The sequence below is a fragment of the Streptomyces sp. 351MFTsu5.1 genome (assembly GCF_000383655.1).
Lineage (GTDB): Bacteria > Actinomycetota > Actinomycetes > Streptomycetales > Streptomycetaceae > Streptomyces > Streptomyces griseorubiginosus.
On the sequence record NZ_KB911793.1, the window covers coordinates 72,280 to 97,214 of the forward strand.

The 24,935-nt window shown below is 71.2% G+C and carries 20 protein-coding genes and 1 pseudogene; 6 read left to right on the forward strand and 15 right to left on the reverse strand.

All coding sequences use genetic code 11. The features are described from left to right. Positions 1-66: 66 nt before the first annotated feature. The 3 genes and pseudogenes from H295_RS0133340 to H295_RS0133350 all read right to left on the reverse strand — a co-directional run bounded on the left by H295_RS0133340 (position 67) and on the right by H295_RS0133350 (position 5,294). Entirely contained in the window at positions 67-2,985 is a 2,919-nt protein-coding gene (locus H295_RS0133340) for a helix-turn-helix transcriptional regulator (protein WP_020139698.1), read from the reverse strand. A gap of 292 nt (positions 2,986-3,277) precedes the next feature. Beyond that, positions 3,278-4,119 (reverse strand): annotated as a pseudogene (locus H295_RS43920) (IS481 family transposase); the annotation flags it as partial. Beyond that, complete coding sequence (locus H295_RS0133350; protein WP_020139699.1) at positions 4,116-5,294, reverse strand: Cmx/CmrA family chloramphenicol efflux MFS transporter; 1,179 nt, start codon at positions 5,292-5,294, stop codon at positions 4,116-4,118. The gene H295_RS0133350 and the pseudogene H295_RS43920, both read right to left, overlap by 4 nt. Positions 5,295-5,858: 564 nt before the next feature. Here H295_RS0133350 and H295_RS0133355 point away from each other — a divergent pair. The 3 genes from H295_RS0133355 to H295_RS0133365 all read left to right on the forward strand — a co-directional run bounded on the left by H295_RS0133355 (position 5,859) and on the right by H295_RS0133365 (position 8,009). Continuing rightward, the gene (locus H295_RS0133355) at positions 5,859-6,365 is read left to right on the forward strand and encodes a hypothetical protein (protein ID WP_234021734.1); all 507 of its coding nucleotides are present in this window, start codon (positions 5,859-5,861) and stop codon (positions 6,363-6,365) included. Between the two features lie 63 nt (positions 6,366-6,428). Continuing rightward, a complete protein-coding gene (locus H295_RS43925; RefSeq protein ID WP_028809982.1) occupies positions 6,429-6,875 on the forward strand; it encodes a hypothetical protein in 447 nt (148 codons plus the stop codon). A gap of 411 nt (positions 6,876-7,286) precedes the next feature. Then, complete coding sequence (locus H295_RS0133365) at positions 7,287-8,009, forward strand: hypothetical protein (protein WP_158691091.1); 723 nt, start codon at positions 7,287-7,289, stop codon at positions 8,007-8,009. A gap of 319 nt (positions 8,010-8,328) precedes the next feature. Here H295_RS0133365 and H295_RS0133370 read toward each other — a convergent pair whose 3' ends face one another. The 10 genes from H295_RS0133370 to H295_RS0133415 all read right to left on the reverse strand — a co-directional run bounded on the left by H295_RS0133370 (position 8,329) and on the right by H295_RS0133415 (position 19,803). Then, positions 8,329-8,673, reverse strand: a complete 345-nt coding sequence (locus H295_RS0133370; RefSeq protein WP_020139703.1) for a DoxX family protein — start codon at positions 8,671-8,673, stop codon at positions 8,329-8,331. Continuing rightward, the gene (locus H295_RS0133375) at positions 8,670-10,637 is read right to left on the reverse strand and encodes an acetoacetate--CoA ligase (RefSeq protein WP_020139704.1); all 1,968 of its coding nucleotides are present in this window, start codon (positions 10,635-10,637) and stop codon (positions 8,670-8,672) included. The genes H295_RS0133370 and H295_RS0133375 overlap by 4 nt, the downstream gene beginning before the upstream one ends. Then, positions 10,634-12,220, reverse strand: coding sequence for a bifunctional 3-(3-hydroxy-phenyl)propionate/3-hydroxycinnamic acid hydroxylase (locus tag H295_RS0133380; protein WP_020139705.1), 1,587 nt, complete (start codon positions 12,218-12,220; stop codon positions 10,634-10,636). The genes H295_RS0133375 and H295_RS0133380 overlap by 4 nt, the downstream gene beginning before the upstream one ends. Before the next feature lie 7 nt (positions 12,221-12,227). Beyond that, positions 12,228-13,178, reverse strand: a complete 951-nt coding sequence (locus tag H295_RS0133385) for a fumarylacetoacetate hydrolase family protein (RefSeq protein ID WP_020139706.1) — start codon at positions 13,176-13,178, stop codon at positions 12,228-12,230. Positions 13,179-13,214: 36 nt separating this feature from the next. After that, positions 13,215-14,360, reverse strand: a complete 1,146-nt coding sequence (locus H295_RS0133390; RefSeq protein ID WP_020139707.1) for a VOC family protein — start codon at positions 14,358-14,360, stop codon at positions 13,215-13,217. A gap of 159 nt (positions 14,361-14,519) precedes the next feature. After that, complete coding sequence (locus H295_RS0133395) at positions 14,520-15,380, reverse strand: 3-hydroxybutyryl-CoA dehydrogenase (protein ID WP_020139708.1); 861 nt, start codon at positions 15,378-15,380, stop codon at positions 14,520-14,522. Between the two features lie 40 nt (positions 15,381-15,420). After that, positions 15,421-16,374: a PDR/VanB family oxidoreductase gene (locus tag H295_RS0133400; protein ID WP_020139709.1), complete on the reverse strand. Its 954-nt coding sequence runs from the start codon at positions 16,372-16,374 to the stop codon at positions 15,421-15,423. An 18-nt stretch (positions 16,375-16,392) separates the two neighbouring features. Next, positions 16,393-17,583, reverse strand: a complete 1,191-nt coding sequence (locus H295_RS0133405; protein ID WP_020139710.1) for an acetyl-CoA C-acyltransferase — start codon at positions 17,581-17,583, stop codon at positions 16,393-16,395. Between the two features lie 45 nt (positions 17,584-17,628). After that, on the reverse strand, positions 17,629-18,234 hold the full coding sequence (locus tag H295_RS0133410) for a histidine phosphatase family protein (RefSeq protein ID WP_020139711.1): 606 nt from the start codon (positions 18,232-18,234) through the stop codon (positions 17,629-17,631). A 30-nt stretch (positions 18,235-18,264) separates the two neighbouring features. After that, positions 18,265-19,803, reverse strand: a complete 1,539-nt coding sequence (locus H295_RS0133415; protein WP_020139712.1) for an AMP-binding protein — start codon at positions 19,801-19,803, stop codon at positions 18,265-18,267. A 197-nt stretch (positions 19,804-20,000) separates the two neighbouring features. Between H295_RS0133415 and H295_RS0133420 the strand changes: the two genes are divergently transcribed. The 3 genes from H295_RS0133420 to H295_RS0133430 are packed head-to-tail and all read left to right on the forward strand — an operon-like array spanning position 20,001 to position 22,817. Further along, positions 20,001-21,239: an acyl-CoA dehydrogenase family protein gene (locus H295_RS0133420; RefSeq protein ID WP_020139713.1), complete on the forward strand. Its 1,239-nt coding sequence runs from the start codon at positions 20,001-20,003 to the stop codon at positions 21,237-21,239. A gap of 39 nt (positions 21,240-21,278) precedes the next feature. Beyond that, entirely contained in the window at positions 21,279-22,043 is a 765-nt protein-coding gene (locus H295_RS0133425; RefSeq protein WP_020139714.1) for an SDR family NAD(P)-dependent oxidoreductase, read from the forward strand. A gap of 3 nt (positions 22,044-22,046) precedes the next feature. Beyond that, entirely contained in the window at positions 22,047-22,817 is a 771-nt protein-coding gene (locus H295_RS0133430) for a ThuA domain-containing protein (protein ID WP_020139715.1), read from the forward strand. Positions 22,818-22,860: 43 nt separating this feature from the next. Here H295_RS0133430 and H295_RS0133435 read toward each other — a convergent pair whose 3' ends face one another. Next, positions 22,861-23,904, reverse strand: coding sequence for an NAD(P)-dependent alcohol dehydrogenase (locus tag H295_RS0133435; protein ID WP_028809984.1), 1,044 nt, complete (start codon positions 23,902-23,904; stop codon positions 22,861-22,863). Then, the gene (locus tag H295_RS43930; RefSeq protein ID WP_020139717.1) at positions 23,864-24,934 is read right to left on the reverse strand and encodes an ABC transporter permease; all 1,071 of its coding nucleotides are present in this window, start codon (positions 24,932-24,934) and stop codon (positions 23,864-23,866) included. The genes H295_RS0133435 and H295_RS43930 overlap by 41 nt, the downstream gene beginning before the upstream one ends. Position 24,935: the final 1 nt, after the last annotated feature.

Genomic DNA, 24,935 nt, shown 5'->3' on the forward strand with positions numbered 1-24,935 from the left:
CCCGGCCGAGACGCCTGTGGCAGGTCAGAGGCGCACCGATCACCGCCGAGGGCACCTGGAGCACGCTCAGTCCTGCTCCCTGCGAGCGTCCCCGAAACGGCTCCCGGTGCGCCGACGGGCCATCAGCGAGGCCAGGGCAGTGCGCGAGGAGACCCCCGTCTTGCGGAAGGCGCGGGAGACATGGGTCTCGACGGTACGGCGGCTGACGTAGAGCCGGTCCGCTATGGCCTGGCTGGTGAGCCCCTGCGCCACCAGCTCGGCTATCTCCAGCTCCCGGGTGGTCAGGGTGGCCAGCCGCTCGGTGAGTTCGGCCCGGTCCGGGGAACTGTACGGAGTCTCGGAGCCGCCCCCGGGCGGACGCGTGGCGTCGGCGAGGCCGACCAGGATTCCACTGCCGCCCGCCTCGGCGAGCCGGCGACCCCTGAGCCAGGCGCGCGTGCCGTCCCGGCCATGGCCCGCCGCCGTTTCCAGCGGGGCGCCGAGCAGCAGTGAGTAGGCCTCCCAGAAGACCGCGCCACAGCGAGCGCTCTCCGCGGCTGCCGCCGCGAACAGATCCGCTGCCGCTGCCGTGTCCCCCTGCGCCAGCGGCAGATGGGCGGTGCTGCGCAGCGCGGACGCCCGCAGCATCGGCAGCCCCAGTTGTTCCGCCTCCTTGCGCGCGCGCTCGGCCCAGCCGCGGGCCTCCTCGGCCCTGCCCGTCACCAGTGCGGCCGTGACCAGGATCTCCAGGTAGAGCGGGCGCATCGAGGGCTGGATACGCTGCAGTTCCGGGCCGCCCGCCCGGAGCATCGCGTCCCGGGCGCGGACCGGGTCGCCGGCCATCAGCGCGGCCCAGCCGAAGATGCACCAGGCTGTGGAGGCCCACCAGTCGACCCCGGTACCGGCCGCGGCCACTGCCTCCTCGGCGACGGCGAGAGGGCGTGGATCGCCCGGCGGGCAGGCGGCGACGAGTGCCGCGGCCTTGCTCGCCAGGACGAACGCCAGCAACTGGTCGCTGCCGATCGCACGGGCGATGTCCTCGGCCTGGTCGGCGAGTTCCAGCGCCGAGGAGATCCGGCAGGTCTGGACCCGGACATGGGACAGGCACAGCAGGAGATGGGGCACTACGTAGAGCTGACCGCTGCGGCGGGCGATGTCGAGGCCGCGCTCCGCGTGCCGCTCGGCGTCCGGGTAGTGCTCCAGGAAGGCCTCCGCCCAGCCGAGTCGGGCCAGTGGTTCGCACAGGGCGGTGAGGTCGTTGTCGGGCAGGGAGTCGACCAGGGCTGCGGCCTGCCGGGCGAGTCCGTGCGCCGCGGTCATGTTGCCCTCGTACGCTTCTCCCAAGGCTGCCACGGCGAGGACGCCCGCCTCCCCGACCTCGTCCTCCATGGACCGGGCCGCCGCGAGCGCCCCCTCGACCTCCGTGCGCACCTGGGCGTACGAGGTGTCGCTGTCCTGGGGAGCGGCCGAGCCCAGTTCCAGGCCGAGCCGGACGACGTCGGCCGGGGCGGGGTCGCGGGCCAGTTCGCGGCGTAACAGCGCGACTGCCTCGGTGCAGCGCCCCAGATGACGTTCCACCAGCGCGCACAGGACGACCGCGCGCACTCTGAGGCGGTCCTGGTTCTCGCCGAAGGCCGAGTGACCGGGTGACCGCCGCGGGGTGGCGATCAGTTCCTGGAGCAGGTCGCGGCTCTCGCGCAGGCCACCGCACGCGGCCAGGGCGCGGGCCCGTCTCAGCATCAACTCACCCCGCCGGGCGGCGTGTTCGGGGGTGTGCGGAAGGTGGCGGAGGGTCACATCGAGCCAGTGGGCGCAGCTCGCCGGTGCCGTCCGGGCGGTCAGTGCGGCGGCCTCTTCGAGTACGGTCACCGCTGCCGGGTCCCAGGCGGTCAGTGACTGTTCCACATGGTGGGCGCGTTCGGCAGCGGAGGCGCCCGCGTGGGCCAGTTCCTGCGCGGCGATCCGGTGGATCTCGACGCGCCTCAGGAAGGGCGTGTTTTCGTGGACCAGGGTTCGTACGACCGGATGCCGCAGGGTCAGCAGGCCCTGCGGGGTGGAGCGCAGCAGGTCGCGTCGGGTGAGGTCGTGGACGTCGGCGGTGAACGCGGTGCCGGAACGGCCGGTCACCCGGCTCACCATCGCCGGGGTGGCGTGCTCGCCCAGTACCGCCACGGCATCGACGATGTCGCGCCGGGAGGGGGCGAGCGCGGTCAGTTCGTCCAGCAGTAGGCTGCCGAGCCCAGGTGGTGCCGAGGGTTCGGGCGTCGTACGCCCGCGGTGGGCCTGGAGGAGGGTCAGGAAGTAGAACGGGTTGCCCTCGCTCGCGCCGTACAGCGCGGCGGTTTCGGCGGGCGGCAGGGCGGGGCCGGCCAGTTCGGCGCAGTCGCGTGAGCTCAGCGGTCTCAGGCCGAGTCTGATGACCGTGCCGGTGTCGAGTTCTCGGGTGAGCCTGGCGGCGAGGGACTCGGGAGTCTGGCGGTCACGGCGCGTCACGGCCAGGACGACGGGGGCGTGCAGGGGATGGCGTACGAGATGGTCCAGCAGTTCCAGTGACGCCGGGTCCGCCCAGTGCAGGTCGTCGAGGGCAAGCAGCAGTCCGGAGGGGGCGGCGAGCCGGGCGAGCAGGACGGCCGTGGAACGGTGCAGTCCGAAACGGTCGACCGTGCCGTTCCGCTGAAGAAGGGGCGCCACCGCGTCGGTCTCCTGGAAGCCGTCCAGGGCGTGCGGGTCGAGGTGGGCGAGTGCATCGGTGAAGACCTGGAACGGCACCTGCCGCTCGTACTCCGTGGCTCTGCCGCGCAGTACCGTCATACCGCGTCGGCGTGCCCGTGCGCAGACCTCGCCGAGGAGCCGACTCTTGCCGATGCCCGCCTCGCCGGTGATGTCGACGAGCCGGGAGGGGCCGCTGTCCCCGGACTCCTTGCCCCTCGCCGTTCCGCGCGCGTCGCGTGCCGCACGGTCGAGCAACGCGTCGAACCGGGCCAGCTCGACGGAGCGTCCCAGCAACGGAGCCCCGCTCTCGCTGCCCTCAACTACCTTGTCCGCTCCCACAGTTGCCCCCTGCCTTTACATTCCCCTCACATAGCATTCTCTCCCGGTGATCGTCGTAACCGCCGCGTCGGTGAACCGGTTCGGACGGATCTCACAGGGCGAGATGTCGGTCCGGAGGGAGACGGGGGGTTCCCCTCGGCTGAATTGGGCAGACGCGGTTGTTGCTGTGGCAAGCGTCCAACTCGGCTGCTCCTAGGTGTTGCTGGCCATGACGTTGGTGACGCTCGTGTGGAGGCGTGCGGCTGGAGGACGGCAGGATGCGCTCGTAGCGCTCGACCTTGCCGTTGTGCCGGGGCGTGTAGGGCTTGATCCGTTGGTGGCGGGAGGCCCACGAGATCAGCGAGCGTACGAAGACCGTGGCGCGGTGGTTTGCGCCGTTGTCGGTGACTACGCGCACGACCCGGTGAATGCCGTGGGCAGCGAAGAACGCGCGGGCGCGGCTGAGGAACGCCACGGTGGTGGCGGCCTTCTCGTCGGGAAGGGGCTCGGTGTGGCCAAGCGGGAGAATCCGTCGACGGCAGAGTGCAGGTAGACGTACCCGCTCTTGGCGCCACCGGTCTTCGCGCGCTGTGCGGCCCTGGCCTGCTCGGAGCCGCGTCCGTGGGCCCGCCACTCGCCGCCGTCGGGGATCCGTCCGACCTTCTTGACGTCCAGGTGGACCATGTGGCCCGGGTAGCGGGCCGCGATCCGTTTCGCCGGGCGCCTGTCGGTCGAGCCGTCGGGGTCGAGGAACCGGCGGTGGTTGATGCCCAGGCGCGCCAGCCACCGGCCTACGGTGCGCCCGCTGATCTGCACTCCCTGGCTTGCGAGTTCGAGGGTGATCCGGCGGGCGGACCACTTGTTGTCCCGCCGCAGCTGCTCGATCCGTTCGACGACATCGGGTGGGGTCTGGGTCGGTGAGGATCGCGGGACGCTTGGGCGGTCCTGCAGCCCTGGTTCGCCGTGCGTGTCGTACCGGTTCTTCCACTTGGACAGGCAGGCGCGGGAGACACCGGCCTCGGCGGCGACGTGCGCGATCGGACGGGTGCGGCAGCGCGCCACGAGCCTTCGGCGTCCTTCGATGTTCAAAGGGGCGTTCGCGTGTGTCACTGGAGCACCTCGGTGCTCCGGCCGGCCGTGATGGTGGTGAGGAGGGGGAACGCGATGAGCAGCGCGACCGCGACGAGGAGTCCGCTTGCCCAGAGCGGCCCGAGGTCCCCGGCTTCGGTGCTGAGGGTGGCCGCAGCGATGACGGGGCCAACGGCGGCGCCCACGTTGAGCGCCGCGGTCGCATACGAGCCGGCCATGGTAGGGGCTTCCGCGGCCTCGTAGAGGACCCGCGTGATCAGCGTGCTGCCCAGCGCGAACGACAGTGCGCCCTGCACGAACACGAGCATGAACAGGGCGACCGGCTCGTTGGCCAGCATCGCCAGAGCCGGCCAGCCGATGAGCAGCAGCGGGCCGCCGACTGCGATGACTGGACCGGGATGCCGGTCGGACAGCCGGCCGGCGACGGTGACGCCCACGAAGGAACCGGCGCCGAAGAGCACCAGGGCGACCGAGATCCACAACTCGCCCAGCCCGGCGCTGTCGGTCACCACGGGGGCGAGGAAGGTGAGGCTTCCGAAGGTTGCCGCGTTCACCAGCGCGCCGAGCAGCATCACCAGGATCAACCGCGGCCGTGTGAGCTGGGCGAGCTCTGCTCGCAACGCCGGCCTGCCAGTCGCCTCATCCTCATCACGTCCTGCTGGAATTCCCTTCAGGATGCCGAGAGCTGCAGGCAGGCAGAGAGCGGCGACAGCCCAGAATGTGGCCCGCCAGCCGAGCAACGCGCCGAGCACCGAGCCGCCAGGGACACCGGCGATCGTGGCCACCGTCGTGCCGGACAGCAGCACGGCCAGCGCACGTCCCTTCCTGTCGGAGGAGACCAGCGTGGCGGCAGCTGTCAGAGCGACGGCTAGGAACCCTGCGTTCGCGAGCGCGGCGACAACCCGGGTGGCGAACAGGACCGGAAAGCTGGTGGTGATGGCGCCTACGGCATGCGCTGCCGCGAAAGCGAGGATGAACCCGAGAAGGCTGGAGCGCCTGGGCCAGTTGCGGGCAAGCGCGGCCACAAGTGCGGCACCGACGATCATGCCGACCGCGAAGGCCGAAGTGAGCGTTCCGGCTGTCCCGACTGTGACATCGAGGTTTGAGGCGATGTCCGGCAGGAGGCCGGCAAGCATGAATTCCGAGGTGCCCATGGCGAAAACCGCCATGGCAAGCAGGTACAGCGGGAGAGGCATCGAGTGGCTCCGAGGTGAGGAGAAGCACGAGAAGGTCATCTCGTCACCGCGGCCAGCCCCAAGGGCACAGTCGCCCGGCCGCAGAATGCGGCGCGACGACAGGGCTATGAGCTCAGTGGTTCAGGGGGCTGACGGCGTGACCGAAAGCCCCCACCTTGTCTGACTCAGGACTCGACATGGTCCGCACGGTACCCGACCGATGCCCGTCGCAGCATCTTGGTTTCACGGACATCGGCCTGTGTCACCAACGTCATGTCCCGCAACACCTAGGGGCTATTGAAGGGGCGACAGGACAGGAACAGGCTGATGAGCACTGCACAGGGCTGACATGAATCAGGGTGGTCTGGCGGCGGGCTGGCGAGGGGGGTCGGGCGCCGACACATGGAGAGAGGCCTTCGTGGGCAACGCATTTGAACGCGCCGAGGCCGAGTTCCCTGTACCGGACGCAGTTGGGTGCAGGAAGCGGAGTCGGCGGTGGCCGCAAGGGTCGGGCTTCTCGTCGGCCACGGGTGTTAGGGCGAGTTGATGAAGGACAGGGTTCTGCGACGGCGATCATGGCCGATCTTGAACGGGATCTTCGTCGTAGGCATCTGGGGAATCTATCCCTGGGGCGTGCGAATGAACATGGGACAAGGGGATTATCGTGACCTGTGGCTTGTTACGGCGGTTTTCTGTGCGGTGACCGCCGTTTTTATCCGGATGGGAACCTGCGCGGTTGTGCTGCGCTCGGAATCCCTCCTCGTGATCAATCCCATCGGATCCAAGGAAGTCAGATACGACGGGATTCGCAAAATGGTAGCCGGGCCGGGAGTTGCTCTCAAGATCGTGACGGTCCGTGACGAGTCTCTTGTTCCCGTAGCGTTCGGCGGGTCCTTGGTGGATTACCGGTTCGCGACGTCGGAACTGGCCGCCACGGCAATCAGGGAACGGCTGCCACCGAAGCCGAAATCCGTCGTGGACGCGAAACCGGTGGAACGGACCCTCGTGAGACCTTGCCGATCGGCGGATGTCATTCTGGCGATCGGTGTCGTGGCCGCGCTCGTAGGGGGAGTGATGGGGGCGATCGGTTAGTGGTCGGGCCACTGGGGCAAGGCGCAGCCTGGGTGACTCCAGCCACCGGAGGACGAATAGCTCATGACGGATCTTGGTCGCCCATCCGTGAAGGCGCTCGACGGGTCGAAGCGACTGCCTCTGCTCGTCGGATGGTGCCTGCAGAGAGAGCAGAGGAAGGGACGCACGGGTGTTCTGGTGTTCGCCGAGATCAGGGAGCCAGTTCGGAGCCTGACACACGAGGCGGGCATCGTGTCTGTCTGGGAGGACGGTGTGGAACTCTGCTGCCGTAGCCGTGCCGCGAAGACGCCCCGATTTGTCGAGCTGCATCCGGGGTCTCATCGGCTCAAGTTCAAGGTAATACGCCTGAAGGCCAGGAGAAGTACGTCTTTTACTCAGGTGGTGGATCTCCAGGAAGGCCAAATCCTGGTTGCGTTGTGCGATCCGGTTCAACCGGACGTCTTCTACCGGCGGAGCCCGGATGCGGATTCCTGGGTGATCGGACTGTTTCCGACGCGGGAGAAAAGGTGATCCGTGTTCGATGGGGAGCGTCGAGAGCTGCTGCGCGCCCGGAGACGAGGGTCGTCGATGAGTGATCGGCTGACCGTCCGCCTCCTGTCCGCCGATCCGGTCATCGACCCGTCCGACCCGCTGCAGACCAACGGCTATGCCTACGCCGACAACAGCCTCCGTCACCAAGAGGGACCCGGACGGCCTGCAGGCCCTCTCGGAGCGGGGCGCCTTCGAGCATAGGAATCATGATCTGCGTAATGGTGGCAAGCACTGCGACGGTTCCAGGACGGGCAGCGGCACCCGGTGCGTCGTCGACACCGGGGACGACAACGAAGCGGACACGCTCATGGCAGCGGGGCTGTGACGGCTGGCTCGTCTCCTGCGATCCGCCACCAACGGCATGAGTGGAAACGGACCGAGGAAAGAGCCATGGCAAAAGAACGAGTGACGGTGTGTGTTCCCCTGTGCGACCCGAGGGACGTCGTCCAGGCCATCACCGCGGCGATGGCGCCGTTCGACTACAACCGTGACGTCGGGGTCGGCGGTCCGGACGTCGAGACCTGGTGGGACTACTGGCAGATCGACGGCCGGGGCTGCGAGTTCCTGGTCGTCCCGGGGCACGAGGACGACCCGCGTCTCATCCGGGGTGCCAAGGCCCTGTCCGGGGAGCCGCGCAATGTTCCACCGGAGCTGTGTGATGGCGGGCCGCGCGCGCTGCTGGACCTCGAAACGCCGCGTGCGCGGGCGGCCGCCAGGGCACGCAGAGCGTTCGAGGCGTGGCAGGAGTTCGCCTCTGCCCACCCGCCCGGCAGTGCCTTCGGTACCTTCCGGGCCCGGCACCTCGCCGATCCCGAGAACTATTCGCAGGCACAAGCCGTGGAGGACTACCGCACGCAGCCGGTCATCGCGGCGTACCTGGACAACCCGGAATTGAGAGAGATCGTGGGCGGCGACCCAATCGCCCGCCTGAGTGACGACCTCGACGGCCTGGTGCGCCACGCGATGGACTCCGCCTTGCCCTCGAACGGCCTGCTGACTCTGGACGGGCGCTGGCTGGACATCGCGAACGCCGACCGACGTAGCTACTTCAACGACTACCTCGACGCACTTCCGGCCGACGCGTACGCCGTTCGCGTGCTGTACCACGGATGAAGTCCGCATCTGTGATGACGCTTCCGTGGGGAGCGTTTCTTTCACGTGTCTGACGCTTCTGCTGCTCAGCGGGGCGTGGCTGCCCCCACGGGGAGAACCAGGATTCCGGCGACGGCAGGACTGCGCGACGCCGAGGCTGTTGGCCCCGCGGTCCGGAGCCCTGGAACCTCGTGCCGCAGGCATCGCGCCACCCCCGCGATCAACTCGTGTGCTCTCGGGGCGAGCTGACGCGCGGCGTCGGCCATGAGGCCGTCGGCCGTAGCGCGCTCGCCCTGTCGACGGGACGGGCCCCGAGTCGTCGGCAGGCCTTCGGACGGTGTCAGCCTGCCGAGAGCGCGGCCCCTGTGTATGCCAGCGCCGCCACGGCCAGTGCGACGGCAGGCAGCGCCCGCACCAGGGGGTCGCCGTGCCGCAGGTGGACCACTGCCGCCGCGGCCATCAGCAGAGCCAGACCCGTCGCCGCCGCCACACCCAGCCACGTCCAGGTCAGACCCATCAGCAGACCGGCGCCGCCGGCCACCTCCAGCGCGCCGACAACGCGGTAGAGGCCGGTCGGCATACCGAGATGGGCCGCCGCCTGCCGCATGACCGGCACAGCAGTGATCTTGGCCAGGCCCAGTGGGAGGAAGACCAAGGACAGGGCGATGGCGACGACGATGGTCATGCGGTGGTCCTGTTCTCGCGACGCTCGGCGCCCAGGCGGGCGTAGTAGTCGATGAGTTCGGGGCTGTCCACGGTGGCGGGGTTGACGACCTGCTCGACTGCGGCGCCCTGGAGCAGGCGTTTGATCGGGACTTCGAGCTTCTTGCCGGTGCGGGTGTGCGGGACGCCCGGCACCTCGAGGATCTCGTCGGGGACGTGGCGGGGCGAGGCACCCGTACGCACCGCGTCGCGGATCTTCTCGCGCAGGGCGTCGTCCAAGGTGACGCCCGCCGCTGGGACCACGAACAGGGGCATCCAGTAGCCGCCGCCTGGTTCCTCCGCGCCGATGACCAGGGCCTCGGTGATCTCGGGGAGGCGTTCGACCACGTCATGGATGTCGGCGCTGCCCAGCCGTACGCCGTTGCGGTTGAGCGTCGAGTCGGAACGGCCGTGAACGATCACCGAGCCATGGCCCGTGAGCGTGATCCAGTCGCCGTGGCGCCACACCCCGGGGTAGGCCGAGAAGTAGGCGTCGCGGTAGCGGGTGCCCTCCGGGTCGTTCCAGAAGTACAGCGGCATCGAGGGCATGGGGCGGGTAACGACCAGCTCGCCTACCCGGTCCACCACCGGGAAGCCCTCCGCGTCGTACGCGGCCAGCGCCACCCCCAGGTGCGGAGCCGACAACTCGCCAGCCCAGACAGGGGTGTTGGGGGAGCTGCCCGCGAAGCCGGAGACGACGTCGGTGCCGCCGCTGATGGAGGCGAGCAGCACCCCCTCGCCGACGTGCTCGCTGACCCACGGGTAGGCGGAGGCGGGCAGGGCCGAGCCCGTGCAGCCCACCACTCGCACCGACGACAGGTCATACGCCGACGGGTCGATGCCGAACTTGGCCATGCCCAGCAGGTACTGGGGGCTGGTGCCGAAGACGCTCACCCGGTGACGGGAGGCCAGCTTCCACAGAATGTCGGGCCGGGCCAGAGGCGCCGGGCTGCCGTCGTACGTACACGTCGTGGCACCGGTCAACAACGTGGAGGCGACCAGGTTCCACATCATCCAGTGCGTCGTGGTGTACCAGAGGAGACGGTCGCCGGGACCCAAGTCCGCATGCAGACCCAGGGTCTTGAGGTGCTCCAGGAGCACACCGCCGTGGCCGTGGACGATGCCCTTGGGCAGGCCGGTGGTGCCGGAGGAGAACACGACCCACAGCGGATGATCGAACGGCACCGCTGCGCACGCGAGCGTCTCGGTGCGCGTGGAGGCGTCCTCCCAGGGGATCACCAGGGACGGGTACGCCTGCGACGGCCACGCCAGTCCGAGGTGATCCACCAGCAGGGTCGCCTTCAACGTGGGCAACGCGTGGGCGAGTTCGAGGGCGGCATCACGCCGGTCATGGGTCGTGCCGTTGAAGACGTAGCCGTCGGCGGCGATCAGAACGGTCGGTTCGAGCTGGGCGAAACGGTCCGCTGCCGCCTTCGGGGCGTAGTCCTGCCCGCACACCGACCACACAGCCCCCAAACTCGCGGCGGCGAGGAACGCCACAATGGCGTGCGGGGTGTTGGGCAGATAGCCGACGACCCGATGCCCTCTGTCCACGCCGAGGTCGCGCAGGGTCGCGGCCACGGACGCGACCTCGGCGCGCAGGCGGCCCGCGGTCACCTCGTAGCAGGACCCGGTCTCGTCCAGCGCGATGATCGCCACGGCGTCGTCGGCCAAGTTGCGGAGAGCGTGGTGGGCGTAGTTGAGGGTGGCCCCGGGGAACCAACGGGCGCCCGGCATCCGCTCCTCCGCCAGCACCTGCTCGTAAGGGGCGTCCGCGTCGATGTCGAAGTACTCCCACACCGCCCCCCAGAAGCCCTCCAGGTCGGTGACCGACCAGCGGTGCAGGGCCGCGTAGTCGGTGCCTGGCATCCCGGCATGGCGAGCGAAGTCCGCGATGTGACTGGCGGCCGCCGTCTCCGGATCGGGGGTGAAGAAGGGCGTGCTCATCGCGTCGTACTCCTCAACAGGCTGTGCGGGGCTGTTGGTTCGGAAGGGGCGGGGCTTCGTGTGGTGTGCAGCAGGGAGGCCCAGGCCGCGGTCGAGGTGAAGTCGCGCCCGCCGAGCGGGACGACGTCCAGCACGACCCGGTCGGGTCGTAGCAGGACCGCGTCCGCGCGTCCGGCGCGCAGCCAGGCGGCGAGGGTGCCGTCGTCGCCGAGGTCGGTCACCGGGACGGCGGGCACGCCGAGACCGCGGGCCAGCGCGGTCAGCGAAGGGCTGGGCTCGGTGGCGGTCAGTACGGTGAAGGAGTCGCCGAGCGCGTCGTCGAGGCGGACACGATGTCCATGGATGCTCACCCACGGTTGCGGACAGTGCGTGCCCGCCAGGCCTCGACGGACCCCCCGCCGCACCAGCGGACCGGCGGTCAGGGGCGGGCTGAGGTCGCGCCCGGCCAGCTCGGTCAGGCCGGGTATGCGGCAGGCCGCGGACAGCACCCCGCGGCGCAGGGAGGCGACGCCGTCCTGGCCGCCGGTCATGGCCCAGCCCATGACGACCGCGAGCCTGATCCCATGCCGGGCATGCGGTTTGCGCTCGCTCTCGTAGGTGTCCAGCAGCCGCTCGTCCCCGCCCTGTCGGAGCACGCGGGCGAGCTTCCAGGTGAGGTTGTAGGCGTCCCGCAGCCCCGCGCACAGCCCCTGTCCGATGAACGGCGGGGTGAGGTGGGCGGCGTCGCCGAGCAGGAAGACCCCTCCGCTGCGCCAACGGTCGGCGAGGCGGGCCCGGAAGGTGTACTGAGCCTCGCGGATGACCTCGAAGTCCCCCTCGTGCGAGGGCGGCAGCCAGGGAGCGACCAGGTCGCGGACCGACTGCTCCGCCCCCTCGCGCAGCCGGAACTCCCAGCGGTACCGGTCCTCGCCGATACGCGTGAAGGTCGCCGGCCGGTCCGGGTCGCAGACCTGGTCGACCCCCTCCCAGGAGCGCACGTCGGCCGTCGTGCGGACGTCGATGACGGTCCAGCGTTCCTCGAAGCGCAGGTCCTCCCATACGGCGCCGATCGCCTCGCGGGTGACGCTGTTCGCGCCATCGCAGCCGAGAACCGCGTCGGCCCACAGCTCGTGCTCACCGCCGTCGCCGTCACGGTAGGTCACGCGCACGGGGCCGGTGCAGTCCGGGCCGACGCCGGTGACCTCCACTCCGCCCCGCAGTTCGCATCTCGGGTCTCCGGCCAGGGCGTCGCGCAGCACACGTTCCAGCTCAGGCTGGTCGAACATGCTGGTCTGCGGGTAACCGTGGTGGCCCTGCGGGGAACGCCGGAACTCGGCCATCACCCGGTGCCGGGCGTCCAGCAGCCGCAGGCCGTTCGCCGGGCGGGCCATCGCGGAGAACTCCTCTTCCACGCCCGCCGCCTGGAGGATCCGGCGTATCTCGTCGTCGGTGGCGGCGGCACGGGGGAGCGGGTAGATGTCCCGGTGGCGTTCGAGGACGACACTGCGGACTCCGCGCCGGGCCAGCAGCAGGGCGGCGGTCACGCCCACCGGCCCGGCCCCGACGATCACGACGGGCACACGTGCGGCTTCGTCGACGGTCATGTGCGGCTCACCTCGGGGTCCAGTTCGTGTCCGCGACGGGCGTGCGCTGCTCGCCGAGGTCGATACGGCCGTCCGGGGTCGCGATCGTCGCCGTGATCACGTCCCCGGGGTGCAGGTAATGCGGGTTCTTCGCCTGGCTCTTGAAGAACGCCTTCCACTTCACGGCGGGCGGCAGCAGTGCGCCGATCTTCTCCACGGCCTTCGGCGGGGCCTTCAGTGCCGTGCCCCCAGGGGTGCCGGTGAGCAGCAGGTCGCCGGCGTCCAGGGTCTGGAAGCGGGCCAGCAGCGTGAGTGCCTGGGCCGGGCGGACGATCATGTCGGCCAGGGTGCGGTCCTGGCGGAGCTCGCCGTTGACGCTCAACTTCAGGCGCAGGTCCAGGAGATGGGCGAAGTCCTCCGGCTCCAGCAGCGACAGGTACGGACCGGTGGGCGTGAAGGTGGGGTACGACTTGCTCTCGTAGAACTGCGTCTTGGTCAGCTGCACCTCACGGGCGCTGACATCGTTGGTGATCACCAGACCTGCGACGTACGAGGGAAGGTCCCGTTCCTCGACCACGGTGCCGACGGGCAGGGGTGCGCCCATGACGAGGCCGAGTTCGATCTCGTAGTCGAGGAACCGCACATGGGAGGGGCGGACGACGGCGTCGCCCGGGCCGCTGACCGAGCCGGACGCCTTGCGGAAGAACGCCGGCGGGATGTCGCCCTTGAACCCCGAATCACGGGCATGGCTGCGGTAGTTGACCATCTGGGCGACCACCCGGCAGGGGGTGGTGACCGGTGAGAGGGCCGGCAGGTCGGCGACGGGCGTGCCCGCCTCATCAGAGCGGGCCGCCTCTCGTACGGCGTCGCGGTCGGCGAGGAGTTCGGCGGTGGTGGCGGCCTTGGTGTCGACCGGGACGGCTCGGTCACCTCGGACGGCCCACCAGCCGTCAGCGGTGCGCAGGACATTGGTGCTCATGTCGGTGCCTTTGTGGAGTGGATTCGCGGGCGGGGGTCAGGAGTTGGCGGCCTTGAGCAGGCCGAACAGGCGTGCCGGGTCCATCTCGTTGTCGCCGCGCAGGGCCTCGACGACATCGCGGAGCCGCTGCGGTGAGGGGCTCGCGCCGAGGAAGTCGCGGGTGGCCGGCGGGCCCCACTGGGCCAGACCGCTGGTCGACATGGGGGCCCAGCCGGGCTCGACGTCGCAGGAGAACAGGTCGCCGTCGGCGAAGTGCTCCAGCATGAAGTGGTCGGGGTCGCGCCAGTAGTCGAAGAGCTGGCTGCCCTGGATGTGCCTGCCGATGCCCCAACTGCGCGTGTAGCCACGCTCCTTGAGGTACTCGCCCCCGGCGGCGATGGAGTCCAGGTCGGTGACCTGGTAGGCGGAGTGGACGTACCCCGTCCCCGGCCCCAGGTGCATCGCGAGGGTGTGGTGGTCGGCAGGTGTGCCGCCGAGGTCGCAGCGGATGAACGCCATCGTCGGACCACGGCCGCGCTGACCGTCCAGGAACAGGAAGTCCGACACGATCATCCCGAGCGTGTCCAGGTACCAGTCCAGAGCATGGGCGAACACCCGCGTCTCCAGCACCAGGTGGCCGAGCCGCTGGATGCGGGAGGGCTCGCGCGGGGGGCGCTGGACGGCGTCGGTACGGCGGTGTGCCGTGCCGAAGTTGAGGAGCAGGGGCTGCTGTTCCGGCAGCGCGGGCAGCTGTTCGGCGCAGTGCACGACCCGGACAGGGAAGCCCGACGGGTCGAGCAGGTCGACCACCTTTCCGCCGCCGGGCACGTCCGCGTCCCGTACGTCCCGGCCCGTCGCGCGGGCCAGCCGGTCCAGGTCGGTCCGTTCGGCGGCCCGGAACGCCGGGCCGATGAAGCGGGACGTGCGGCCCTTGCGGATCACCATGCAGGGTGAGCCGGCGAAGGTGCCGCGCAGCCACAGCTCCCGCTCGGTGCGGGCGGCGACTCCGAATCCGAAGTCCCGGGCGAAGACCTCCGCACGGTCGAGGTCGGGCTTCTCGAACTCCAGCCAGGCCAGGTCGGCCACCTTGATCACCGGATTCCGGGTGCGCCCGGGGTGTTCGCCGCGCAGGGCGCCCTGCGCGCTGTGGAGGTCCTGGTGGGCCGTGATGGCGTCGGCCCCGTTGACGCGGATGTCAGACATGGTGCCCTCCGAGCAACATTGCCGTAATGAGGGAATCATCAACTGTGACAGTTCCGTCGTCAAGCCGTTCGGAGCAGGAAATGATGAATTCATCAGGACTGTGATCGCCGTCGCCCTATCGATGACGAAGCGATCGGCACCTGGGACCCACCGAGTGGCTCAGCTCCCGTAGGTGTGGAACCCGCGCCCGCTCTTGCGGCCCAGGTGACCCGCCGCGACCATGCGGCGCAGCAACGCCGGTGGGGCGTAGAGCGGCTCCTTGTACTCCTCGTACATCGACTCCGCCACGGCCTGAGCGGTGTCGAGGCCGATGAGGTCGAGCAGGCGCAGCGGCCCCATGGGGTGCGCGCACCCGAGTTCCATCCCCCGGTCGATGTCGTCCGGACTCGCCGCGCCCGACTCCACCATCCGCACTGCGCCGAGCAGATAGGGCACCAGGAGGGCGTTGACGACGAAGCCGGAACGGTCGGGGGCCAGGATGGCCTGTTTGCCCAATTGCTCGGCGACCGCCCGGGTGCGCGACACCGTGTCGGTGCTGGTGACGAGCGCGGGAACGACCTCGACCAGCCGTTGCACGGGCACGGGGTTGAAGAAGTGCAGCCCGATGACCCGCTCGGGGCGTTCGGTGACGACGGCCAGGTCGACGACGGGGATCGAGGAGGTGTTGGTGGCCAGGACGGCCGCAGGGTCCTCGACCGCCTTGTCCAGGACGCGCAGGACTCCGGTCTTGATGTCGCGGTTCTCGGCGACGGCCTCGACGACGAACTGCCGGTCGGCCATGTCCCCGAGGTCCACGGTGAACGACAGCCGGGCGAGGGCCTGTTCACGCTGCGTCGCGCTGAGCTTGCCGTGCCGTACGCCCCGGTCGAGGGAGGCGGTGACGCGGTGCCGGCCTGCCTCGGCCGCGTCCGGCGTGGACTCGGCGACACGTACGTCCATGCCGTGAAGGGCAGCGACCTCGGCGATGCCGGAGCCCATGAGGCCGCAGCCGACGACGCCGAGACGGGTGACGGGGTGCATCGGGGGCCCGTCCTTTCTGGTGATTGGGGGAGGGTGGGCGTCAGAGGTCGAGGACGAGGCGGGGGCCGCACGAGCGGGAGACGCAGATGAGCATCGTGTCTCCGGCGGCCCGCTCGTCCTCGGTCAGCAGCGCGTCGCGGTGGTCCGGCACGCCCGCCAGCACATCGGTCTCGCAGGTGCCGCAGGTGCCTTCCCGGCAGGAGAAGTCGACGTCCACGCCCGCCTCTTCCACGGTCTCGAGCACCGAACGGTCAGGCGGCACGGTCAACGTGAGCCCGGAACGGGCGAGTTCCAGCTCGAAAGCCGCGGTGGTGCCGGTCGCGGCCGGCGGTGCGGGCGCGAACCGTTCCACACCCAGCGTGCCCGGCGGCCACCCCGCGCACTGTTCCTGCACCGCCCGCAGCAGGGGTTCGGGACCGCAGGCGTGCACGAGGGTGCCCTCCTTGGGCACGCCGAGGTGGGCGGCGAGGTCCAGCAGGCCGTACTCGTCCTGGGGGCGGACGAGGACACGGTCGCCGTGCGGGGCGAGGCGGTCCAGGAAGGCCATGGAGGTCCGGGTGCGGCCGCCGTAGAGCAGGCTCCAGTCGGCCCCCGCGGCCTCGGCCGCCTCGACCATGGGAAGGATGGGCGTGATCCCGACGCCGCCCGCGATGAACAGGTGCCGGGCGGCGGGCCGCAGCGGGAAGTTGTTGCGCGGGCCGCGGACCAGCACCTCGGCGCCTTCGAGCAGCTGGTCGTGGACGTACGCGGAGCCCCCGCGGCCCTGTGGTTCACGCAGCACCGCGATCTGCCAGGTCTCGCGGTCGGCCGGGTGTCCGCACAGGGAGTACTGACGGACCAGGTCGCCCCCCTCACCGTCGAGGAGTACGTCGATGTGCGTGCCCGGCGTCCAGGCGGGGAGCGGGCCGCCGTCGGGGCGGCGCAGGGTGAGGCTGACCACGCCGTCTGCCACGAGGGTGCGGGCGGCCACCGTCAGGAGGAGTCGGTCGTTCATGTCTGTTCGCTCCGGGTCTCAGATCCGTGCCGGCACATGCAGCAGCAGCGCGTCGCCCTGGCCGCCGCCTCCGCACAGGGCCGCCGCTCCACTGCCGCCTCCGCGCCGCCGCAGCTCCGTGGCAAGGGTCAGTACCAGCCGGGCTCCGGTCATGCCGACCGGGTGACCGAGGGCGATCGCGCCGCCGTTGACGTTCACCTTGTCCACCGGGATGTCCAGCTCCCGCACGGAGGCCAGGGCCACTCCGGCGAACGCCTCGTTGATCTCGAACAGGTCCAGGTCGGCTGCCTTGAGCCGGCCGTCCCGGTCGAGGGCGTCACGGACCGCGCCCGCCGGTTGGACCAGCAGGGAGGGGTCGGGGCCCGCGACCGTGCCGTAGGCGCCGATCTCGGCGAGGGGCGTCAGGCCCTCCCGACGGGCGCGCTCGGCGCTCATCACGACGACGGCGGCGGCGCCGTCGGAGAGCTGGGAGGAGTTGCCGGCGGTGATGGTGCCCGTCGCGGAGAAGGCCGGGCGCAGGCGTCCCAGGCTCTCGGCGGTACTGTCCGGCCGTACGCCCTCGTCCGCGTCCACCACCGTCTCGCCCCGGCGTCCGGCCACCGTGACGGGCGCGATCTCCTGTGACAGTGCGCCCGACTGCTGGGCGTGGGCGGCTCGTTGGTGGGACAGCGCGCTGTACTCGTCCTGTTCCTGCCGGTTCAGGGCGAAGGGCCGCTGGTACCGCTCGGTGGCCGCGCCCATGGAGACCCCGTCGAAGGCGCACACGAGGGCGTCGCGGTCCAGGGCGTCCTCCAGCTCGGACGGGCCGTACTTCCAGCCGGTGCGGGATCCGCGCAGCAGGTGCGGGGCGCCGGACATGGACTCCATGCCGCCCGCGACGACCACCTCGTGACGGCCAGAGGCGATCATGAGGTCGGCCAGGGCGATGGCGTGCAGTCCGGACGGGCAGAGCTTGTTGACGGTGCTCGCCGGGACGGAGAAGGGGATCCCGGCGCGGACCGCGGCCTGCCGGGCCGGGTTGGGGCCCGCCCCGGCCTGCACCACATGGCCCATGACGACGGCCTGGACGGCCCGCGGGTCCACGCGGGCGGCGGCCAGTGCCGCGCGGATGGCATGGGCGCCGAGATCGACCGCGGACAGGGTGCTCAGGGCGCCCATCAGCTTGCCGACGGGCGTTCTCGCGCCGGCGACGATGACGGATCCGGGCATGGCCGGGACCTCCTGGGGTGTGAGCGGCTTCGGACGGCGGCGGGTTCAGGCGACCGGGTCGGCGGCGCGCTCGGCGATCATGTGGGCGGTCTCGTTCACCGAGTGCAGGACGACCCGGCCGCCGGGCATGCGCCGCACCCGGCAGACCGAGGTGTAGCCGGGGTGGAACCAGAACATCGTCGGCAGGCCGAGCACCGTCGCCAGGTAGGTGTTGGTGATGCCGCCGTGGCACACGGCCGCGACCCGTTCGCCGGGATGGGCGTCGAGGATGGTGTCCATCGCCCGCACCGCCCGCCCGCGGAAGGCCTCCCGGTCGAGGTCGGGCACGAAGTCCTCGAAGCGTCCCTCCGCGAGCGCCGCCGCTCGGGGGTCGGCGGGGCCGATCTGCTCCGGCGGGGTGTAGGGCTGGGAGACGTCCGTGTCCCATTCGCGCAGGTCGTCGAGGACGGTCGCGGTCATGCCGGTGAGGCGTTCCAGGGGCGCCACGGTCTCGCGGGCCCGCCGGAACGGGCTGACGTACAGGGCGTCGAGGTCCTCGTGGCCGAGCCACGCGGCGAGGCGTTCGGCCTGGGCGGTGCCCTCGGGAGACAGGCCCGGGTCGAACACGCCGGCCATGGGGAGGCCGTGCCGGACGAGAAGGAGTTCGGTCATGAGTGGTCCTTGCGTACTTGAGGGAGCGGCTCAGCCGGCGATGGTCCGTTCCGAGCTCCAGTAAGGGCGGCGCATCGCGCGCTTGTCGAGCTTGCCCATTGCGTTGCGCAGCAGCTCGGGGACGATCTCGTACGACTTCGGGCACTTGTAGGCGGCCAGGCGCTCGCGGCAGAACCGGTCCAGCTCCTCGGGCAGAGGCTCTTCTCCCGCAGCCACGACCAGCGCGCGTAGTGCCTCGCCGAAGTCGGGGTCGGGCACGCCGATCACCGCGAGTTCGGCGACCGACGGGTGCTGCCGCAGGACGGCCTCGCTCTCGGCGGGGTAGAGGTTGACCCCGCCGGAGACCACGACGTCCGCGGCCCGGTCGGTGATGAAGATGTAGCCGTCGGAGTCGACGTAGCCGATGTCGCCGAGGGTGAAGACGCCGGGGGAGAGGTAGGCGGCCCTGGTCTTGTCCGGGTCCGCGTGGTAGCGGACGCCCTGGTCGTCCGGAGCCCGGAAGGCCAGCAACCCACGCTCCCCGGGCGGTAGTTGACCGCCGTCGTCGTCGGTGACAAGGACCTCGAAGGGAGGCCGGACCCGTCCGACCGAGCCGGGGTGGGCCAGCCACTCGGCACTGCTGATGCGGGCCACCGTCCCCGCCTCGCTGGCGCCGTACGACTCGGTCAGCACCGGACCGAACCAGTCGATCATGGCGCGCTTGACGTCCGGCGGGCACGCGGAGCCGGTGTGGGAGACCTGTCGCAGGCTGGAGACGTCGTAGCAGGAGCGGACGTCGTCCGGGAGGGCGAGCAGCCGCTGGAAGTGAGTGGGGACCATCACCGTCGAGGTGGCCCGCCACTTCTGCACGCGGCTGAGGAAGGTCTCCCCGTCGTAGCGGCCGAGGACGACCACGGGCTCACCGGCCGCCAGGTGCCGCAGCGAGGTCAGCGGGGCGTTGTGCTGGAGGGGGCCGCACACCAGGTGAGGGCCCGGGGGGAAGCCGGGCCGGGCGGACATCGCGGCGAGGTAGGCGGCGCTGTCGGCGACCGGAGTACCGACCCAGCGCACCTCGGTGCCGCGGGCCCGGCCGGTGGTTCCGGAGGTGTAGACGAGCGGGGGCCGGGCGGGCCGGTCCGTGGGGAGGGCGTGGTCGGAGGGTGCCGCGGCCAGCCACAGGTCCCAGTCGAAGGCGTGCCCGGCGGCCGGGGTGCCGTGCGTCACCAGGGGCAGGCCCAGTTCCCGGGCCGCGTCGAGGGCGGCACCGGCGCCGACCGGTCCGGCGACGATCCCGGTGGCGCCCGCGTCGATGAGCTGGTCGACCAGTTCTCGCGAGGTGAGGTTGCGGGAGGTGGCCACGGTCCCCACTCCGGCGCGCAGGCCCGCCAGATGGGCCACCAGGGTCGGGATCGCGTTGTCACCGAGGACGGCGACCCGGTCGTCCGGTCCGGGTGCGAACTCCAGCAGCCGGACCGCCGCCCGCGCCACCTGGCCGGCGAGGCCGGACCAGGTGAGCACGCCCAGGTCGTCCGCCAGGGCGGGCTCGTCGGGTGTGTCCTGGGCGCGACGGTCGAGTGGCAGCAGCGACATGGCTCCTCCGGCGGCTCCGCGGTCCTCTCCCGATGACGACGGGAGAGAGGGATGCTGTGACTGTAGCGTTTATCAAGAAAGTACGGAACACTCGGATCGCGGACGAAGCCATTCCCGCATGCTTCACCGGCAAGTACGGCACGCGATCCGCTCACCGTTACTCAATCCGTCGTCTGGTAAGTAGTCGAGGAGGAGCCATGTCCCAGCCCGATCCGGACACATGGCGCCGGCAGGTCCGGCAGTGGCTGGCCACCGTGCTGGAACCGGCGCGGGCGCCCGACTCCGCCGGCGCGGACGCCGACCTCGCCGTGTTCCACAACCTTCCGCAGGACGAGGAACGCCTGCTGCTTGAGCGCTGCCGCGCCTACCAGCGGGCCCGCTTCGACGCCGGCCACCAGGCGCTGACACTCCCCGCCGACAAGGGCGGCGCGGGACTGACTGCCGCACATGCGGCCGTCTTCGCCCAGGAGGAGTCCGCGTTCGAGGTGCCGCCGTCCACCGAGCTGATCAGCGTCACCGTGCGCCTGGTCGCGATGGCCGTCTCCCTTTTCGGGACGGACGGGCAACGCCAGCAGTACGCCCGGGCGTTCCTGCGCACCGACCTGCTCGCCTGCCAGCTCTTCAGCGAACCCGGCGCGGGATCCGACCTCGCCGCCCTGCGCACCCGTGCCCGCCAGGACGGCGACGCGTGGGTGATCGACGGCCAGAAGGTGTGGACCTCGGGCGCCCAGTTCGCCGACTACGGTCTGCTGCTCGCCCGCACCGACCCGGACGTCGTCAAACAGGCCGGCATCACCGCCTTCCTGGTCCCGATGGACGCCCCCGGAGTGGAGGCTCGCCCCATCCGGCAGATGAGCGGCGGCGCCTCCTTCAACGAGGTCTTCCTCAGCGGCGTCCGCGTCCCGGACGCGCTGCGGATCGGGCGGCCGGGCCAGGGCTGGGAGGTCGCCACCACCACCCTCGCCTTCGAGCGGACCGCGTCCGGCAGCGGCAACCGCCGCAAGGGCGGCACCTTTTCGGACGTCCTCGCGCTCGCCCGCTCCCTCGGCCGCACCACCGACCCGCTGGCCCGCCAGCTCCTCGCCGACCTGTACGTGCGTGCCGCCCTGCGCGAGGCCACCGTCGAGCGGGTCGCCCGCACGAGCGCCGCAGGGGGCCGACCGGGCCCCGAGGCATCCCTGACCAAACTCATGGCCTCCGAACTGCTCACCCGCACCGGCCAGGTCGCCGCCGAGCTCATGGGCGCGCGGATCACCGCCGACACCGGGGAGCCGGGCACCTTCGCCTGGACGCAGCACCTGCTCGGCGCCCCCGGCTACCGCCTCGCCGGAGGCACCGACCAGATCCAGCGCAACCTCATCGGCGAACGCGTGCTGAACCTGCCGCCGGAGCCCCGCACGGACCGGGCGCCGTTCTCGCAGCTTCCCGGCAACTAAGAGACCCACCACAGGCTTTCTCACGAAGGAGTGACGACGATGGATCTGGGACTGACAGGCGCGAAGGCGCTGGTGACCGGCGCGAGCCGGGGCATCGGCCGGGCGATCGCCGCGACCCTGGCCGCCGAGGGCTGCGCCCTGGCCCTGTGCGCCCGCGGCGAGGAAGGCCTCGCCAAGACGGCCGCCGAACTGGGCGCCGACGGCACCACCGTGTTCGCCGAGCCGGTCGACGTCACCGACCCGGCCGCCCTCGCGGCCTTCGTGGAGCGCGCGGCCGGTGAACTCGGCGGCCTCGACCTGCTGGTGTCCAACGTGTCGGCGGGCAACGTGAAGGGCCCCACGTCCTGGGAGGACAGCCTGCGCGGCGACCTGATCCCCTTCGCCGGGCTCGTCGAGGCGGCCCTTCCCCACCTGGAGGCCTCGGAACGGGCCGCGGTCGTCGCCATCGGCACCACCAACGCCTCCGACACCGCGCGCCCGGCCGGCGCGAACTCGTACTCCGCCCTCAAGGCGGCCGTCGTCCAGCACGCCTCGGCCCTCGCGCACTCCCTCGCCCCCAAGGGCATCCGCGTCAACACCGTCTCGCCCGGCCCGATCGACTTCCCCGGCGGTGCCTGGGAGACCATCCGCACCAGCCGCCCGGAGGTGTACGAGGAGGTCCTTGCCAAGCTGCCGATCGGCCGCTACGGCACCGCCGAGGACGTGGCCGCCGCAGTGGCGTTCCTGCTGGGGCGCACCGGCTCCTTCTGCGTCGGCGTCAACCTGGTGGTGGACGGCGGGCTGCTGACCCGCGTCCAGTACTGACCCGTGGCGGGCCCGGCCGGCCGCCTGGACGCCGTACTGGTCTGCGGCGGCCGCTGGCACGACTTCGACCACGCCCGGCTCAGGCTGCTCGAACTGCTCGCCGAGCAGCCGCGGGTGCGCACCACGGTGCACCAGGACTACGACTGCCTGGACGCCCTCGACGGAGCGGACCTGCTGGTCACCTACACCTGCGACGTCCGGCCCCGCCCCGCGCAGCGGGCCGCGCTGGCCCGGTTCGTCGAGCGGGGCGGGCGCTGGCTGGCCCTGCACGGCACCAACGCGGTCATCGAGCCGTCCACGGGCGCCGGGCCACGGGAGTTCACCACCCCGCGGCTCCTGGGCGACCTGGCGCAGGTGCTCGGCAGCCAGTTCCTGGCCCACCCGCCGATCGAACCGTACGAGGTGAAGGTGACCCGGCCCGAGCATCCGTTGGTCGCCGGGATCGGCCCGTTCACGGTCACCGACGAGCTGTACGTGTGCGAACTGCACGGTGAGCTGGAGGTGTTGCTGCACGCCGAGTACACGGGACCGTGCCGCGGCTTCGCCGAAGGTGACACGGCGGCCCGCGACAGCGCGCCCCGACCGGTGCTGTACCTCAAGCCGCACGGCCGGGGCGAGGTCTGCTACTTCACCCTGGGCCACTGCCGGGGCCGCTACGACATGCAGGACCTCGGCGTGGCCGACACCGGGCGGGTGGACGTGGGGCCGTGGGAGACGGCCGAGTTCCTGACGGTGCTGCGGCGGTGTGTGCGGCGGATGGCGGACAAGCCGTAGAGGGCCGGAGCCCTCGGGCCCCGGCCCTCTCTCTGCACCGGGCTCAGCCGTGCGGCAGCACCACCGCGCGGCCGTTGATTTCCCCGGCGTGCAGACGCGCGTACGCCTCGGGCGCCTGCTCCAGCGTGAACGTCTCCACGTGGGAGGTGACGAGCCCCTGGCGTGCGAGGTCGAGGACCTCCATGAGCTCGGTGCGGCTGCCCCAGTAGGGGAACGCGGCCGACACCTCGAAGGGGAGCCCGCCGCCGAAGCCGACGGGCAGCGTGCCCCCGCCGAGGCCGACCACCGTGACATCGCCCGCGACCGCCACCGAGGCGGCCGCGACCGCCAAGGTCGCCCCGGCGCCGACGAAGTCCAGGACCACCTCCGCCCCGATACCGCCGGTGAGTCGGCGGATCCGTGCGCTCGCCTCGCCGTCGGAGAGCAGCGCCTCGTGGGCGCCGACCTTTTCCGCCAGCTGGAGCTTGTCCTCGCTCGTGTCGAGGGCGACCACCCGCGCGGGGGTGAGGGCGCGCAGCAGCTGCACGGCGAGATGGCCCAGTCCGCCTACGCCGATCACCACCGCGGTACTGCCGGGCAGCAGCTTCGGCAGCGACCTGCGGATCGCGTGGTACGGGGTCAGCCCGGCGTCGGTGAGGGGCGCTGCCTGCACGGGGTCGACGCCGTGCAGGGGGACCAGATGGCGGGGCGAGTCCACCAGGAGGTACTCCGCGAGCGCGCCGGGCCGGCCGAGACCGGGCGGGACGATGCCGAGGCCCGCCGCGTGCGGACAGCAGTTCTCCCTGCCCTCGGCGCACGGGTGACAGCGTCCGCAGCCCCAGGGACCGTACACCGCCACCGCCTCGCCCTCCGTCACCTCGGTGACGCCGGCGCCCACGGCCGCCACCGTGCCCACGCCCTCGTGGCCCAGGGTCATCGGCAGGACGTAGGGGAAGGCCTCCTCGGGCCAGCCCATCACCGCGATGTCGGAGTGGCACAGGCCCGCCGCCGTCACCTTCAACAGCACCTGGCCCGGGCCGGGTTCGGGCACCGGCACCTCCACGAGCTCAGGCGCGTGACCCACCCGCAGGTACTGCACGGCTTTCATCATCGCTACTTCCTTCCGGTTGTGCGGGGCCGGGCAGCTTCCCGGTCCGGCGGCGCAGCACGGTGGGCAGCGCGATCCGCCCGCCCGTGAGGACGAGGGCCACGATCAGGACGGACCCGGTGAACAGGCTCGCGGCCCACTGCGCGCTGGTGGCGAGCCCGAGCCCGGTGATGCCGGTGCCGAGCAGCAGCACCGCGATCACCGTCCCCCAGGCGTTGAAGCGGCCCGCGCGCAGCTGGGTCGCTCCGACGAAGGCCGCCGCGTAGGCCGACAGCAGATAGGGGCTGCCCGCGGTCGGCGATCCGGACCCCACCGAGGACGCGAAGACCACTCCGGCGAAACCGGAGAGCAGCGCGGACGCCACCAGCGTCCCGAAGCGCAGCCGGTCGGTGCGCACCCCCTGGAGGCGGGCGGCGTCGGAGTTGAACCCGGTCGCGTACAAGCGGCGTCCGGTGGCGGTGTGTTCCAGCACGAACCAGATGGCGAGGGCGGCGAGCAGCATGTACAGCACCGGCAGGGTGATGCCGCCGGCGTCCAGTTGCGCGATGCTCGCGAAGGGCTTGGCGAGCAGCTGCACCCCGGTGACCGAGCTGTCGTTGGTGACCATGGTGATCAGGGACTGGATCAGCGCACCCGTGGCGAGGGTGGCGATGAACGAGTCGACGCGCAGGACCACCACCACGAGGGCGTTCACCACCCCGACCAGCAGGGCCGCGGCCATGGCCAGGGCGATCGCGGTGAAGGGACCGAGGCCCGTGGAGACCAGGAAGTGGGCGGTCAGCACGCTGGTCAGGGACATGGTGTAGGCGACCGACAGATCGAAGACGCGGGCGGCCAGCGGTGGTACGACGCTGAGCGCCACCAGTCCTGCCACCGCGTTGCCGTTGAGCACCTGCTTGACCGTGATGGCCGTCGGAAAGGTGTCCGGCGCCCACACGGAGAAGAGCACGACGATCACCAGCCACACGTACACCGCGCCGATGGTGCGGAACGACAGGGTGGCCTTCACCCGGGTCGGGACGGACGTCATC

Excerpts from the sequence above, each read along its gene's own strand:
- H295_RS0133350 (WP_020139699.1), bottom strand. The coding sequence starts at position 5,294 with ATGCCTCTCCCGCTGTACCTGCTTGCCATGGCGGTTTTCGCCATGGGC.
- H295_RS43925 (WP_028809982.1), top strand. The coding sequence starts at position 6,429 with ATGACGGATCTTGGTCGCCCATCCGTGAAGGCGCTCGACGGGTCGAAG.
- H295_RS0133365 (WP_158691091.1), top strand. The coding sequence starts at position 7,287 with ATGGCAAAAGAACGAGTGACGGTGTGTGTTCCCCTGTGCGACCCGAGG.
- H295_RS0133370 (WP_020139703.1), bottom strand. The coding sequence starts at position 8,673 with ATGACCATCGTCGTCGCCATCGCCCTGTCCTTGGTCTTCCTCCCACTG.
- H295_RS0133375 (WP_020139704.1), bottom strand. The coding sequence starts at position 10,637 with ATGAGCACGCCCTTCTTCACCCCCGATCCGGAGACGGCGGCCGCCAGT.
- H295_RS0133380 (WP_020139705.1), bottom strand. The coding sequence starts at position 12,220 with ATGACCGTCGACGAAGCCGCACGTGTGCCCGTCGTGATCGTCGGGGCC.
- H295_RS0133385 (WP_020139706.1), bottom strand. The coding sequence starts at position 13,178 with ATGAGCACCAATGTCCTGCGCACCGCTGACGGCTGGTGGGCCGTCCGA.
- H295_RS0133390 (WP_020139707.1), bottom strand. The coding sequence starts at position 14,360 with ATGTCTGACATCCGCGTCAACGGGGCCGACGCCATCACGGCCCACCAG.
- H295_RS0133395 (WP_020139708.1), bottom strand. The coding sequence starts at position 15,380 with ATGCACCCCGTCACCCGTCTCGGCGTCGTCGGCTGCGGCCTCATGGGC.
- H295_RS0133400 (WP_020139709.1), bottom strand. The coding sequence starts at position 16,374 with ATGAACGACCGACTCCTCCTGACGGTGGCCGCCCGCACCCTCGTGGCA.
- H295_RS0133405 (WP_020139710.1), bottom strand. The coding sequence starts at position 17,583 with ATGCCCGGATCCGTCATCGTCGCCGGCGCGAGAACGCCCGTCGGCAAG.
- H295_RS0133410 (WP_020139711.1), bottom strand. The coding sequence starts at position 18,234 with ATGACCGAACTCCTTCTCGTCCGGCACGGCCTCCCCATGGCCGGCGTG.
- H295_RS0133415 (WP_020139712.1), bottom strand. The coding sequence starts at position 19,803 with ATGTCGCTGCTGCCACTCGACCGTCGCGCCCAGGACACACCCGACGAG.
- H295_RS0133420 (WP_020139713.1), top strand. The coding sequence starts at position 20,001 with ATGTCCCAGCCCGATCCGGACACATGGCGCCGGCAGGTCCGGCAGTGG.
- H295_RS0133425 (WP_020139714.1), top strand. The coding sequence starts at position 21,279 with ATGGATCTGGGACTGACAGGCGCGAAGGCGCTGGTGACCGGCGCGAGC.
- H295_RS0133435 (WP_028809984.1), bottom strand. The coding sequence starts at position 23,904 with ATGAAAGCCGTGCAGTACCTGCGGGTGGGTCACGCGCCTGAGCTCGTG.
- H295_RS43930 (WP_020139717.1), bottom strand. The coding sequence starts at position 24,934 with ATGACGTCCGTCCCGACCCGGGTGAAGGCCACCCTGTCGTTCCGCACC.